Here is a 14508-nt window from a genome sequence, read left to right as displayed (position 1 = left end):
GCTAATGTTTGCGAAGTTTCTCCACAGACCGGCGCTGGCGATCGTCATCTCGCTGCTCATCCTGTTCATGGGCGGCCTGGCGATCAATACGCTGCCGATTTCGCAATTCCCGTCGGTCGCGCCGCCAAGCGTCGTCGTCGCAGTGTCATATCCCGGCGCGAGCGCCAAGGTGCTTATCGACTCGGTGTTGGTCATCCTGGAACAGTCGATCAACGGCGTCCAGGATATGCGCTACATGATCTCCGACGCCACCAGCGCCGGCGAAGCGACGATTCAGGTCATCTTCGAACCTGGCACCGATCCGAACGTTGCGGTGATGAACGTCAACAACCGCGTCCAGATGGTCAAGAACAACCTTCCGCCGATCGTCGAGCGGGAAGGCATCGTCGTCATGCAGAACATGGCGAGCATGTTGATGTACGTCAACGTCTTTAGCACCGATAAAAACGTCGACCAGAACTTTCTCTACAACTTCGCCAACGTCAACATCCTGCCCGAAATCAAACGCATTCAAGGCGTCGGTCGCGCCACCATCCTGGGCAATCGTGCGTACGCCATGCGCATCGAGCTCAATCTCGAGCGCATGCGCGCTTACAACATCTCGGCCGAAGACGTCATGAAGGCGGTCGCCGATCAGAGCATGATCGGCTCGCCCGGACGACTCGGACAAGCGACCGGCAAAACGTCTCAGACGATTGAGTACGTCCTCACCTGGGTAGGCCGCTATGACAAGCCGGAGCAGTACGAGCAAATTATCTTGCGAGCGAATCCCGAGGGTGAAATTCTCCGACTGAAAGACGTCGCCACGGTTTCGCTCGGTTCGTCATTCTACGACCTCTACTCCGATATCGACGGCAAGCCTTCCGCCGCCATCGTGCTCAAGCAGTCTCCTGGCTCCAACGCCACCGAAGTCATCGAGAAGGTGAAGGAAAAGCTCGAGGAGATCAAAGAAGCCTCGTTTCCTGCAGGCATGGATTACGAAGTCAGCTACGACGTTTCAAGGTTTCTCGAGGCCTCGATCGAGAAAGTGCTCCATACGTTATTCGAAGCCTTCATCCTCGTCGCTCTGGTGGTTTACCTGTTTCTAGGCGACTTCCGTTCCACGCTGATCCCGACGCTCGCCGTTCCCGTGTCGCTTATCGGCACCTTCTTCTTCATGCTGATGTTCGGCATGTCGATCAACCTCATCACGCTCTTCGCGCTGGTGTTGGCGATCGGCGTCGTGGTCGACGACGCGATCGTCGTGGTCGAAGCAGTCCACGCGAAGATGCACGAGAAGCATCTATCGCCATATAACGCCACGAAAGAAGTCGTTCACGAAATCAGCGGCGCCATCATCGCCATCACTCTTGTGATGACGGCCGTGTTCATTCCGGTGACGTTCATGACCGGCCCGGTCGGGGTCTTTTATCGACAGTTTGGTCTGACGATGGCCATGTCGATCGTGCTCTCCGGCGTCGTCGCGCTGACGCTGACGCCGGTGCTTTGCGCAATGTTGCTGAAGCCGCATGACCCGCATCGCAAGCCGTCGCGCAGCCCGCTGGCGATGCTACTCCGCTTCGTCGATCGCGGCATCGAGAAGATCACTAACGGGTACGTCGGCATCGTGAGCCGGATTGTCACCCTGCGAACGCTGACGGTGCTGGTGATCGCCGCCTTCGGCGTCGGCATCGTCATGGTCAATACGGTCCTTCCCACTGGATTCATCCCGCTGGAAGATCAGGGCATCATCTACGGCATCATCCAAACGCCGCCGGGCTCGACGCTCGAATACACCAACGCCAAGTCCCACGAACTGCAAGCTATTTGCGAAGAGATGGATGAAATCACCTCCGTCTCGTCGCTCGCCGGCTACGAAGTGCTCACGGAAGGTCGAGGTTCCAATGCGGGCACCTGCATCATCAACCTGAAGCCTTGGTCGGAACGGCGTCTCACCTCCAAGCAGATCATCGAGGAGCTCGAAGAGAAGGGACGCGACATCGCCAATGTGAAGCTTGAGTTTTACGAGCCCCCGGCAGTTCCCGGCTTCGGCGCCGCCGGCGGTTTCGCGTTGAACCTCCTCGATAAGACGAATAGCGGCAATTATGCGGAAATGGGGAAGATCACCGACAAGTTCATGGAGGCCTTGTCGAAGCGCAAGGAAATCAAAGGGCTCTTCACCTTCTTTGCCAACAACTACCCGCAGTACGAACTCGTCATCGACAACGACGTCGCGATGCAGAAGGGCGTCTCGATCGCCGACGCTCTGAACAACCTCTCCATCGTCGTCGGCAGCACCTGGGAACAGGGCTTCGTCCGCTTTGGGCAGTTCTTCAAGGTCTATGTCCAGGCGGCGCCAGAGTTCCGGCGTCTTCCGGAAGATTTTGAAAACATGTTCGTGAAGAACGAAGAAGGAGAAATGGTTCCCTATTCGGCCTTCATGAAGATCGAGAAAAAGCAGGGCATGAACGAAATCAGCCGCTACAACCTTTACACGACGGCGGCGATCCAAGGGGCGCCTGCCGCTGGTTACAGCAGCGGACAAGCCATCGCGGCGATTAAGGAAGTGGCCGCCGAGACGCTCCCGCGCGGCTACGACATCGGCTGGCAAGGTCTCTCTTTCGACGAAGCCAGCAAAGGCAACACGGCGGTCTACATCTTTCTGATCGTCGTCATGTTCGTCTATCTCGTGCTCGTCGGTCAGTACGAAAGCTTCATGCTGCCGCTCGCGGTGATCATTTCGCTGCCGATTGGCTTGTTCGGATCGTTCTTGTTCCTTAAGGCGATGGGCTTGGCGAACGACGTCTACGCCCAGATCGGCCTGGTCATGCTCGTCGGTTTGCTCGGCAAGAACGCCATTCTGATCATCGAATTCGCCGTCCAACGCCGCCATGAAGGCATTCCACTGAGCGACGCGGCGATCGAAGGCGGCAAGCTCCGCTTCCGCCCGATTTTGATGACTTCGTTCGCTTTCATCGCCGGTTTGATTCCGCTCGTCAGGGCCACCGGCCCTGGCGCCATCGGCAATCGCACGATCGGCACGACGGCCGTCGGCGGCATGCTCGTCGGCACCGTCATCGGAGTTCTGGTGATTCCGGGGCTCTATTATCTGTTCGGCAAGGTAGCCGACGGAAAAAAACTTATCAGGGACGAACACGATGAACCGCTCAGCGAGTTATTCGAACGCGAACACACGTAATAAACGTGCGCGCTCATTAGCGGTCGGTGTCGGCTTTCTGCTGTCGATGCCCGGTTGCTGCATTCCCGGACTGCAAAAAGCCGAGCCCGCGGCGCTGCTGCCGTGCGACTTCAACGGCGTCGTCACGCAGGACAGTTCGTCGATGCTCGGCTGGAACGAGTTCTTCAACGATCCTGTCCTCTCCGGATTAATCGATCAGGCTTTGGCCGGCAACCAAGAGCTGAAGATCATCAACCAACGAGTTCAGATCGCCAGCTTCGAGATTCAGGCCCGACGCGGCGCTCTGTTTCCCTTCATCGGCTTGCGCGCAGGCGCCGACTTGGAAAAGCCGAGTTTGTTCACGCCGCAAGGCGCCGTCGAGGATCAACTCCAGCCATTTCCTGGCAAGAACTTTCCCGAGCCGCTGCCGAACTTCCTCGTTGCCGCCGACGTGACCTGGGAGATCGACATCTGGCGCAAGCTGCGCAACGCCCGCGACGCGGCGACGCTCCGTTATCTAGGAACGCAAGACGGCCAGAACTACATGGTGACCCGGCTGGTCGCGGAGGTCGCCGAAAACTACTACGAGTTGATGGCGCTCGACAATCGCATGGACGCACTGGATCGAACCATCCAGATCCAACAGCAAAGCCTCGAAATGGCTAAGTCCAAGAAGGAAGCAGGACGCGACACCGAGTTGGGCGTGCAGCGTTTTTTGGCAGAAGTGCGTAAGAATCAGAGCGAAAAGCTGATCATCAAGCAGGAGATCGTCGAGGTCGAGAACCGCATCAACTTCCTCCTCGGGCGTTACCCGCAATACGTCCAGCGCGACGCCGCGAAGTTCTTGAACTTGCAGTTGCAGCAGTTGAGCGTCGGCTTCCCCGCTCAGTTGCTCCAGAATCGCGCCGACATTCGCCAAGCCGAACGCGAGTTGCAGGCGGCCGGTCTAGATGTGCGCGTCGCGCGCGCGAGATTCTATCCGTCGCTCAACCTGCGTGCAGGAGTCGGCTACGAAGCGTTCAACACGCGGTATCTGTTCAACAGCCCAGACTCGCTCATCTATAGCGTCGGCGGCGATTTGATTGCTCCGCTGATCAACAAGAGAGCGATCCAAGCCGACTACCTCACCGCGAACGCCGAACAATTGCAGGCAATCTACGACTACCAGCAGACGGTCCTCACCGCCTTTACCGAGGTCGTCAATCGCCTGTCAAAGGTCGAGAACTACGGCAAGAGCATCGAGATCAAGCGGGAACAGCTGGCGTCGCTGGAAGCCTCGGTCGACAGCGCCACCAAACTGTTCCAAAGCGCCCGCGTCGAATACATGGACGTCCTTCTATCGCAACGCGACCTGATGGAAGCGCGGATGGTCCTGATCGAAACCAAGCAGCAGCAGCTGGCCGCGATCGTCAACGCTTACCAGGCCCTCGGCGGCGGCGCCGCGCCGAGCACCGGCATTGCCTCGCTTCCCACGCCGCTCCCACCGCCGGAGATCATTCTGGAGCAGCCGATCGAGCTCAAACGCGAAGAAGAATTCGCCCCAGTAGCTCCCGTGCCCAATCTGCGGGAAGCGGAACCCCTTCCGCCCGTCGTCCCCGACCTCCAACTGCAGAACCCAATCGACCCGCGCGGCGAGCCCGCCAGCGACTCCGCCAACGCGCCTCAACCGCAATGATCCGCGATCGCCGGCTCTCTGCGCCTCAGCCCTCTCCTCCGCTCCAACAGTGCAGCGGAGTCAACCTAACCAGAACCTTCATGCAGGTGGTACAGGAAATTGAGGCTGGTCAGCGAGGCGATGGTGGAAACTGACGTTAATCCTGGACTCGATCGCGACGCGTCGATTAGGCTATGCCGCTATAGCGCATCGATTCCGACGAGCATGCCCGACCCCAGGCTACCGATGCAATCGTCGTTTACTGATGCGAGTCTCTGACCGCCGTTGCTGGAAAACGTTCGAACTATTTTCCGGTGACGCTCGTGGCGCCATCACATCCTAAGGAAGCTGCTAATGATTTCCTCTTCGACCGCGCGTCATCGCGTCTTGGCATGTTCGCTTACCGCCTGCATCGTCGCTTCTCTTGCGGTGACCGCCTCTGCCGGCGTCATCTCTGGCGCTACTCCGTTTGGTCCGCATGCCGTGACTGGCCCCGGACTCGGCGCCGTCTCCGTTCCGGCCATCGTCACGAAGTCACCCAATAACGACGACAGTCCGACGCCCGGATCGCTCGACGACAATATCGTGGTCCCGATCAAGCGGTTCGACTTCAACGGCTATATCGATATCGAGTTCGCCGTCACACCGAGCGGCGGCGTCACCGAGTATCAATTCTTTGAGTCGGTTGACAATAACACGGGCGCCATCTGGAACGGTTACGCGATCATATTGGGCTACGGCGTCGGCCCGAACTTCGTGCAATCGACCAGTGACGACGGACTTGATTTTGATGTGCCTGATCTCGACTGGGGGTTCGCGTCGTCGGCATTTTCAGAGATCATTACAGACGGGGAGTCAATGCAATTCGGCGGCCGTTTTCACGGGACTGGCGCCGAAACGATTCAGTTCCGCCTTGACGTCCCGGACGTCGCGACGCTGCGGCCCGGTTTCGACCGCTTCACGCTGCGACAATTTCCGTCGTACGTACCGGAGCCGACGACCCTGGTACTGGTGAGCCTCGCCGTTGCCGGGACGGCGATCCAGTCGCGTCGCCGAGCTGGTTAGTCAAGCGGTGTGTAGAGTGCGTTTTCTTTAAAGCCCAGCCTTGGACGAGGCAGGCCTTTCTATGCACAGGACCATGATGCGCGGAGTTCCTCATGGTAGCAATGAGAGTCTCTCCTCCGGTTGGTACGGAATCTGCATCTCCCGGTCGTTCACCGCGTCGTAGCTGATCGCGGTCCCCTCGGCGATCCTCACCGGGCGTCCTCGGCTCGGCCGAAGTTCGACCATCCCCTTAAACACCTGAATGCGACACGTCGTCTCGGACGGCAGGTCAAGCGTAAACGCCGTGCCGAGGTCCACCACGTCGCCCATCGGCATTCGCACCAGCAGTCCCGTGGCATGGGTTGGTATATCCGCCCCCAGGCGTCCGCGAACCAAGCGCAGTTCGTTCTGATCGGTGAACTCTACTTCCGCCGGGCCCTCCAGCACGACTCGCGTCCCGCTTACAAGGGTGGCCAGGAGCCGCCCGCGGCGAAGGGAAATCGCTCGTCCCTGCGGCAATAGCGCGCCGACGTTGAAGGCATCTCGGGTCTGCTCGAAACTCGCGTCCGCGGAAAGCCCCGACACTTGCGCCACGGTCGCGGGACTTGAGAATCTGTAAGCCAACAGCATCGCACCGACGGCCACGAGCAGCGCGGCGAACCCCGCGACGGTAGCGGGCGAACGCAGCCTGAAACGGCTTTTGGAATCCGCCCGTGACCGCGGCCCCGCGCTTTGCGGCGCACGAGCGCTGGGCGGGGTCGCCATCGCCTCCGCATGAATCTCGCTCCGGCGCATGATTTGAAACAGCTGCGAATGCAGAAACGACTCTCGTACAAACCGGTCGACGTTTGCCGGACTGGCGAGCAGCCATTTGCTGAGGATGTCGCCATCCTCAGCGCCGAGAACTCCGTCGACGTAATCATCGAAGAACCGGTCGAGCGGATCGGGATTGCCGGTGAGGCGGGACATTATTTTGCGGCTCGACGAGCCTCTCCCAGACGCTGCTCAATGCATGTGCGCAGAACTTGGCGAACTCGGCAGAGGAGCATCCGCGCCGCTCCAGGCGTCAATTCCATCTCGCGGCCGACGGCCGACATGTTGAGCCCTTTCGAGTAACGCAATTCAAGCGCGCGCCGCGCTTTGCCTTCAATCTGTTCCATGCAGCGTCCCAGAGCCTCCCGAAACGGGTCGACGTCCTCAACGAAGCACTGGTAACTCAACGCGACTTGATCGACGAGTTCGTCATTAAATAAATGGCGATCGCTCGCACGTTCGCGTCGGAAGTAGAGAACTTCGTACTTGGCGACGCCGATCGCCCAGGCGGCGAACGGTCGCGTCGAATCGTACTGATCGAACTTGCGCACCAGCGCTACGGCGACGCGCTGCAGGACTTCCTCCGCCTGCTGGAACTCCGGAACCAATGAGTGCACGAAAGCAGCCAATGTCGGCTGCGCCGCAATCCAAAGCAGCGTAAATCGTTCAGCAGTCGCTCCATCCATTGGCAGCGGCAGGTCCGACTCCGTGGGTCAATGTGCGGGCGCACCTAGGCGCCACGTCGTCTCGAGTCATCAGTTCTCTGCGCCAAGCGATAAAATGTCACGGCTCTGGCACGAGTTTTTCGCCTTTCGAGCCATGGCCGATTGACGGCCATCGCATCCCGACGCCGCTGGCAGGCTAGCGGAGGACCCGCAATCCTGGCATGCGTGTTCGCAACAACTCAACGCCGGCATCGGTCACTTGAGTTTCGGCGAGTTCAATTTGTTGCAGGCGGGGGAGGTCTGACAGGCCCTGGAGGCCGCGATCGGAGATCAGCGTATGGTGCAGCCACAGCGTTTCCAATTGCTCGTGGCCGGACAGACGCCCCACTCCGACGTCGCTCAATCGGGTGTGGTTCAACGAGAGAAAACTCAACTGCGGGAAGCTTCGGAGCAGCGGTAAGCCGTCGTCCGTAATTTCGGTCTGCCGCAGGTAGAGACGGCGCAGGCCCGACAGGCTCCCCAAGGCAGCGAGCCCCCGATCAGTCGTCTTGGTGGCTCCGAGGTCAAGGCACGACAGCTTCGTGAGTTCGCGCAGATGGACGAGCCCCTCGTCGGAAATCTTGGTGCCGGAGAGCCGCAGGTCCTCGAGCGCGGTGAGCGTCCGGAGGCGCTGCAAGCCTCGATCGGTGATTCGCGTCCCGCCCAAATACAAACGCTTCAGCCGAGGCAATGCCGCGAGGCGCTTCAGTCCCTCGTCGGTCACGCCCGTCTCGTCGAGATCTAGCCATTCTAAATAGGGCAAGCGCTCAAGATGGCGAAGATCATCATCCGTAATCGCGCTCCCTCGCAAGGAGAGAAGCACGAGGTTCCCTCCCGAAAACACCGTCCCAGGCTTGTGGGCGGCAAGTTCCGTTAGCGCGCGCCGCTGGCCTGCCGCGAAACGCGACTGGATTCCGGCCCACGACATGGCCAGGCAGAACGCGCAGGTGATCGCCAGCAGCGTCCGCATGCGGAACCTCAGTCGCGTTCTGACAGTGGAATCGGACGCCGGGGACACGAGCTGTAGATCCAGAGGCGAACGCCTCGAAAAGATTGGTGCGGCGAAACAAAGAGCGGAGGAGGCGGTGGTCGCTCAGCGAGCAACTAAGGACCATGGTATGCTACCGTGGGAGGAGCTTCTAGCGATCTGACGCCGAAGCAGCTTGGCGACCTTCAAATCGTTAAACGCCCACGTCGACGGACGTACGCGACGACGCCTGCCAAGCCCCCTCGACGACTCGCGCGTTTAGGGGGTCGTCGACGACAAGCCCCAGCGGCCGGGGACGGCTGGCGCTCGTCTCGGGAGCATCTCCTGAGGCCGACGCGTTCCGCGACGATTCTCACGACGGCGGCCCGTTTCGCCGCCTTAAGTGATTTTGACCATTGGAGTTGCGCCACTGAGCCAGAGAAGGCGTTTTTTGTCCGTCGCGATTGTGACGTTTGACGACCTCGCGCAGAAGTAACAGTGGCGACGCAATTCGGAACAAACGCTCGCCCCGACTTTTCACCAGCTGGCCCAGGCTATCCTCCCGCGCCCGACGCGAACGACCGGCCAGCCGTCGAAACACGATCACGCATCGCACGTGGCGATGGAAGCGTCAACGTTCGCCGTTCAACAACTCGCTGCCTATTTCTACCTTGAGGTACGTCTCATGAATCGACAGTCAGTGCTTCGCGCTTTCTTGATGATCATTTCGGTCGTTCCGGTCCCCGCGACGGCGTGGGCCGTCGTGGCCCAGGACGATGCGGCCAGTCCTGCCTATGCCGACGGCTGGCAAGCAGGAGACAATGGCGGGTCCGGTTTCGGGCCGTGGGCCTTTGGATTTTCGGGCGACCTCAATGGCATTCTCCATGGCGCTCCGCAGTTTATCGATACGGCGCCCCTCGCTGGCGACTCGCTCGGTGCGCCCAGCTTCGCCCTCACGACCAGCGATCGTCCCTTCTTCTTCGATACGAGCGAGGCGACGCGGCCGTTTGCGGCGCCGCTGGCGGTAGGTCAGACGTTTAGCATCGACGTCGACGGATCGGCGTTTGATGCCAACGCGCCAGGATTCTCCATCGGGAACACCGTGCAGTTGATGGGCGACGTCGGGGGGGAGCGATTCGGCATCTTCACCAACAACCAGTTCAACGACGATCATTGGACGGCTGGAGGCGTGGATACGGGCGTCGCCGGGTCCGCTTCGTTTCACGCCGCACTGACCATCACCGGCATCGATACATTCGACTTCGTTATGACTCCGATCGGCGGCGGCGCTCCGCTTTATGCGGTGACTGGCGCGACGCTCGGCGGAGCCGCCGGGGCGCCGATCACCGGTCTGCGTTTCACGGCCTATGGAACGGGGAGCTCGGCCGATGGCAGCAAGGAGTTGTTCTTCGACAATCTGCTCGTGGTGCCCGAACCAAACTCCTGCGTCATCGCCTTGGTCGCAGCCAGCGTCGCATCCACCGCACTACGCTCCAGCCGCCAGGGACGTCGCTAAAAGGAACCTCAACGAGTGAGTGGCATCGAGTGGCGGACATTTTGGGTAGGGCCGGTGTGCGTACTGGCGATGGCGCACCAGTGCGCCGTGGCGGCGGACAAGTTCTTCACCGTCGAACAGAGGAACAATGTCTGGTGGTTCGCCGATACTCAGTCAAAGCCATTTTTTTCGCTGGGCGTCAATGTCGTCACGCCGGGCGCCTCCCAGGAGAGCTACGATCAGCAGCGACCCGAATACGCAGCTTGGCGGCACTACGCGAGCAAGTCGGCATGGGCGAAAGCGACGGCTTCGCGACTTCGAGGTTGGAACTTCAATACGCTGGGCGGTTGGTCGGACCGGGCCGTTACCTCCGCGATGCCCTACACCGAGGTGTTGCATTTAGGAGTCGGCGCTGGCGTTCCGTGGAACGATCTGTTCGCGGACGAGTTCGCGGAGCAGATGGACCAGGCGGTGAAGGAGCGCGTGGCGGCCAGACGCCGCGACCAGAACCTCGTCGGCTGGTTCACCGACAACGAGCTTGGCTGGTACGACAACGCGATGTTCGCATTCCACGCCGCTCAGCCCGCTTCCAGTGGGACGCGCCGGCGTCTCGTCGAAATTCTGGAAGCGCACTACCAGAAAGATTTTGCAGCGTTCAAGCGAGACTTCGAAGTTGAGAGCGATCTGCAGAGCTTTGAGGATTTGGAGCGAGGCGGAGCGGTCAAGCTTCGGCCTGGAGGCAGGGGACGAAGCGTGGTTGATGAGTTCATCGGGCAAGTCGCCGATCGCTACTACGGCGTCGTCTGCGGAGCGATTCGCCGCCATGATCCAAACCACTTGATTCTGGGCGATCGGTACCATGGGTATTGTCCTGACGCCGTCGTCAAAGCCGCCGGCAAGCACGTCGACGTGGTGTCGACCAACTTTGACTGGCCCGCGGGAATCGACGGCTATCTTCCCTCGTGCTACCTGCAGCGCCTGCATGCACTCTCCGACAAGCCAGTGTTGATCACCGAGTACTACGCCGCCGCGCGCGAGAACCGCAGCGGCAATCCCAACACGGGCGGCCTGTTCCTGGTCGTGGGAACTCAGGCCGAGCGCACCGCAGTGGCGCAGCGGAGACTGGAGTTTTTCGCCGCCCAGCCGTTCGTCGTGGGCGCCCACTGGTTCGCATACGCCGACGAGCCGCCGCACGGCCGTACTCATGACGGCGAAGACTATAACTTTGGTCTCGTCGACATCAACAACCGGCCATATGACGAGCTGACAACGGCAGTCTCCACGACCCACGCCGAACTCGCCGCACGACACCAGTCGGCGACGACTCCGCTCGGGAGTCCAGACTCCACTCAGGTCGTTCACTTGCCGACGTCGCCGCCCCAAGACGGCCTCGATGCAGTCAAAGAGAGCCTGCTGAGTCAGACGCTGCTCAGACCGGGGCAGAGCGGATCGCTTGCCGATCTGCACGTGGCTAGCGACGGCGCGACAATCTATGTGACGCTCAGCGGCAATCACTTCGTCGGCGCCGAGCATTATTCGTCGCCGCCGTCCCCGGTCGAGGATGGTTTGACTTGGACGTTGCGCGTCGGCGCCCGCGAAATCAAGGCCTCGATGCTCGGCGAGCGCGTCGAAGTCATCCCGCACGACGCAACGTTCTCTCACTGGAGTCGAGGCGTGCGGTTTGGCGCGACTGTCGCGATTCCCATCAATGACGCCGCCGCCCCGGAGCGTCAGCCGAATGACCAGATCACGTTTCAATCGGAACTGCGCGACGGCGGCAACGGCGCCGTCTCGACTTGGCAGTCCACTCTGAAGTTGTCTCCCGTCGACAGCGTGGAAGTCGTTGGAGCGACCAACGGAACCATCGAGCCTCAAGAATAACGACCAAGGAACAGTCGCCATGGAATTCAAATCGATCTTCAGCCTGACCGCAATCATCGCGGCGCTGGCGTGCCCCTCTTCCCTTTACGCTGCCGTCAAAGCGGCGGACAGCGCGAGCGATCCGGCGTACGCGGCGCAGCCCGACGGGGCCTGGAAGGGCCTCAATCCGACCGGCGACGAGAATCCGCCGGGCGACGATAATGGCGGGTTCGGCTTTCTACCCTGGGACTTTACGGGAGGGTATCACACGGGGACCGGCCCGTACGGCAATCTCAATCACTATATCGACGGCGTCGACTTTCCGGCCTCGTCAGCCAACGCTCTGGGCGCTCCAGCCTGGGCGCTGGCAAACGCTGGGGGATTCAACTACAGCATGACGTCGCGCGCGACGCGTCCATTCGCAGCGTCAATGGCGGCCGGCGAGACGTTTTCGGTCGATCTCGATACGCCGACGCTGACCGATCATTTGGACGCGCTCGGCGTCCCAGGCTCCTCCTACCCGTTCGTGATCGTGACGTTTCAAGATGCGAACGGCGATGAAACGTTCAAAATTCAGGCGGGCGTCTCGGTCTTGTACGGCGATTACAACTGGCGATTCAACGACAAGACTCGGACGGACGCCGATGTGGCGAACATCGCTCCCAATGCGACGAGCGATGGAACTAGTTTGCGCATGGAAGTCGTCACGGGCGCCACGGGGCGCGTGACGTTTGACGGCCATCAGTTCGACGTCGATTTCATCAAGGGGGCGCCCGCTGCGGTCACGTTCGTCCTCTACGACAACGATGCCGGCGACGGGACGGCCGACGAAACGGGCTCGGAGCGCATCGCCAACCCGACCGGGGACCACGAGTTCTTTTTCGATAACCTCAAGATCGAGACGGCCGCCGCGGCGCTGCCAGGAGATTTCGACGGCAACGGCAGCGTCAATGGCGCGGACCTGGCGCAGTGGAAAGGCGATTTCGGCGTCGACGCCGGTTCCGACGCAGACGGCGATCAAGATAGCGATGGCGCTGATTTTCTCATCTGGCAGCGGAATGTTGGCGCGAGCGCCATTGCCGCGGTCGCCGCGGTTCCGGAGCCGTTGACGCTGGCGCTCCTCGCGGCCGCGGCGCCTGCGCTGGTCGTGCGACTGCGGTCATCGCTGGCCTCCCGCTGATCGGTTTATTCGGAATCACCTCATTGGAGACGCGCGATGCGGCGCACGGCCTTTACGCTCGTAGAACTGTTGGTGGTGATCGCCATTATCGGCGTGCTGGTCGCCCTGTTGTTGCCAGCGGTTCAAGCGGCGCGAGAGTCGGCGCGCCGTTCTCAATGCCAGAACAATCTCAAGCAGTTAGGACTTGCGCTGCAGAACTACCATGGCGTCTTTCAGCAGTTTCCTCCCAACTCGCCCTGGGCGCTCAGTGCGACGGTCACCAAGGAAGACCGCAAAGGGAGTATGATCGTCAAGCTGACGCCGTACCTAGAGATGGGCAACCTGCATCAGCGTTTGAACTTCGACGGCGACGTCATCCAACAGTTCAAGGACAGCGCGGAGCTGAGCGGAACCCCGCTGGCCTTGTTCCGCTGCCCGAGCGACGAGTTCGGCCCCTTCGGCGAGAACAAGCAAGCGGTCACCAACTACGCTCCCAGCGTCGGTGCTCAGAAAACGTTCTCCGACGGCAACTCCTGTCCCGAACCGGCGGGAAACGAGTTTGGCAACGGCGACGACCTGCATGCCTATACCCATCTGGCGCAGGCCACGAGCGGCATCTTTTCGCGAATCGACTACGCGGCGAGCATACGCGAGATCCCCGACGGCACATCGAATACCATCGCGATGGGCGAGGTGCTGCCTGATTGCAACTACGAGCTTATTCGTTACGGCTGGTGGGACCCGCAGATCTTTTATGTCGGGACTGCGCCAGCGATTAATCACGACTCATGTGCGCGGACGACTCCTCCGTGGCCCGCGAAACAAACTTGCGCCACGTTCTTCAATTGGAACACGTCGGCCGGTTTCAAGTCTCGCCACGCCGGGGGGGCTCAATTTGTGTTCGCCGACGGCTCGGCGCGTTTCGTCTCCGAGAATATTGACTATCGCAACTACCAGCGTCTGGGGGATCGTCAGGACGGCGAGACCGTCCTGCCGCTTTGAATGAAGCTCCGTCTTCCTGCGTTCACGTCACTCCTTGTCCTGCTCCTCGGCTGCATGCTTGCGGAAGCCGGATGTTCGAGGGCGCCTTCGCGACCTGCGACGGTCCCCGTGCGCGGCCGAATAACGTATCGTGGCGAACCGGTTCGCCACGCCACGGTGAGTTTTTTAGCGGCGGGAGCGCCGCGCCTCGCGGTCGGTACGACCGACGAGCAAGGACGCTTTAGCCTGACCACGTACGTGCCCGACGACGGCGCCGTACCGGGGTCGCACGTAGTGACGGTTAAATCAAACGCGGTCGTCCCATCCAGTCAGTCGCAATCTGGTACTGCCGCCGTGGCCTCTCCTGAGGCGATCGAGCGAGCGATGCAGCAGGCGGCGATCGCCGTCTCGAAGCCGGCAGGGAAAGATGCCCGCTTGCCGCCAAAGTACGGCGATCGTAAGACGAGCGATCTACGAGTGGACGTCGCCGACGGCGAGAACTCGTTGGAGATTGAACTGTCAGACTAGCGCTTTGCGCCCTCTTGACTGAGAGATCACTCCACTTGAGCTCGGCGCGGCCGTCTGCGTCGTTCATCGGCCAGGCCTTGAAAATCTTGGTCGCCCTGGGCCGCATATCGCGCCGCAAGATTGCGAATGTACTTATTCATGTCGCC

11 protein-coding genes are annotated in these 14508 nt (G+C 60.8%); 8 read left to right on the top strand and 3 right to left on the bottom strand.

The annotated features are described in order from the left end of the window. Nucleotides 1-4: 4 nt before the first annotated feature. The 3 genes from I41_RS12005 (at nucleotide 5) to I41_RS11995 (ending at nucleotide 5876) form a co-directional block, all read left to right on the top strand. On the top strand, nucleotides 5-3178 hold the full coding sequence (locus I41_RS12005; protein WP_145432913.1) for an efflux RND transporter permease subunit: 3174 nt from the start codon (nucleotides 5-7) through the stop codon (nucleotides 3176-3178). Nucleotides 3179-3224: 46 nt separating this feature from the next. Further along, nucleotides 3225-4832, top strand: a complete 1608-nt coding sequence (locus tag I41_RS12000; RefSeq protein ID WP_246133859.1) for a TolC family protein — start codon at nucleotides 3225-3227, stop codon at nucleotides 4830-4832. A 333-nt stretch (nucleotides 4833-5165) separates the two neighbouring features. After that, the gene (locus I41_RS11995; RefSeq protein ID WP_145436335.1) at nucleotides 5166-5876 is read left to right on the top strand and encodes a choice-of-anchor F family protein; all 711 of its coding nucleotides are present in this window, start codon (nucleotides 5166-5168) and stop codon (nucleotides 5874-5876) included. A 90-nt stretch (nucleotides 5877-5966) separates the two neighbouring features. On the opposite strand, the gene I41_RS11990 is transcribed toward I41_RS11995, so the two are convergent. From I41_RS11990 to I41_RS11980, 3 genes are all read right to left on the bottom strand, one after another. After that, on the bottom strand, nucleotides 5967-6824 hold the full coding sequence (locus I41_RS11990; RefSeq protein ID WP_145432909.1) for a FecR domain-containing protein: 858 nt from the start codon (nucleotides 6822-6824) through the stop codon (nucleotides 5967-5969). Then, nucleotides 6824-7354: a sigma-70 family RNA polymerase sigma factor gene (locus tag I41_RS11985; RefSeq protein WP_145432907.1), complete on the bottom strand. Its 531-nt coding sequence runs from the start codon at nucleotides 7352-7354 to the stop codon at nucleotides 6824-6826. The genes I41_RS11990 and I41_RS11985 overlap by 1 nt, the downstream gene beginning before the upstream one ends. A 175-nt stretch (nucleotides 7355-7529) precedes the next feature. Beyond that, nucleotides 7530-8342, bottom strand: coding sequence for a leucine-rich repeat domain-containing protein (locus I41_RS11980; RefSeq protein WP_145432905.1), 813 nt, complete (start codon nucleotides 8340-8342; stop codon nucleotides 7530-7532). A gap of 682 nt (nucleotides 8343-9024) precedes the next feature. Here I41_RS11980 and I41_RS11975 point away from each other — a divergent pair. The 5 genes from I41_RS11975 (at nucleotide 9025) to I41_RS11955 (ending at nucleotide 14362) form a co-directional block, all read left to right on the top strand. Beyond that, nucleotides 9025-9855 carry a hypothetical protein gene (locus I41_RS11975; RefSeq protein WP_145432903.1) on the top strand — a complete coding sequence of 277 codons (831 nt, stop codon included), beginning with the start codon at nucleotides 9025-9027 and terminating at the stop codon, nucleotides 9853-9855. Between the two features lie 15 nt (nucleotides 9856-9870). Then, nucleotides 9871-11715, top strand: coding sequence for a glycoside hydrolase 5 family protein (locus tag I41_RS11970; RefSeq protein WP_145432902.1), 1845 nt, complete (start codon nucleotides 9871-9873; stop codon nucleotides 11713-11715). Nucleotides 11716-11734: 19 nt separating this feature from the next. Then, nucleotides 11735-12874 (top strand): hypothetical protein, encoded by a 1140-nt coding sequence (locus tag I41_RS11965; RefSeq protein WP_145432900.1) that lies wholly within the window; start codon nucleotides 11735-11737, stop codon nucleotides 12872-12874. 36 nt (nucleotides 12875-12910) lie between these two features. Continuing rightward, entirely contained in the window at nucleotides 12911-13855 is a 945-nt protein-coding gene (locus tag I41_RS11960; RefSeq protein ID WP_145432898.1) for a DUF1559 domain-containing protein, read from the top strand. 108 nt (nucleotides 13856-13963) lie between these two features. Then, complete coding sequence (locus I41_RS11955; RefSeq protein ID WP_145432896.1) at nucleotides 13964-14362, top strand: carboxypeptidase regulatory-like domain-containing protein; 399 nt, start codon at nucleotides 13964-13966, stop codon at nucleotides 14360-14362. Nucleotides 14363-14508 lie beyond the last annotated feature (146 nt).

The sequence above is a fragment of the Lacipirellula limnantheis genome (genome assembly GCF_007746075.1).
GTDB classification, from domain to species: Bacteria; Planctomycetota; Planctomycetia; order Pirellulales; family Lacipirellulaceae; genus Lacipirellula; species Lacipirellula limnantheis.
Note: the sequence above shows the minus strand (reverse complement) of the source record. Positions and strands in the feature narration are given on the sequence as shown.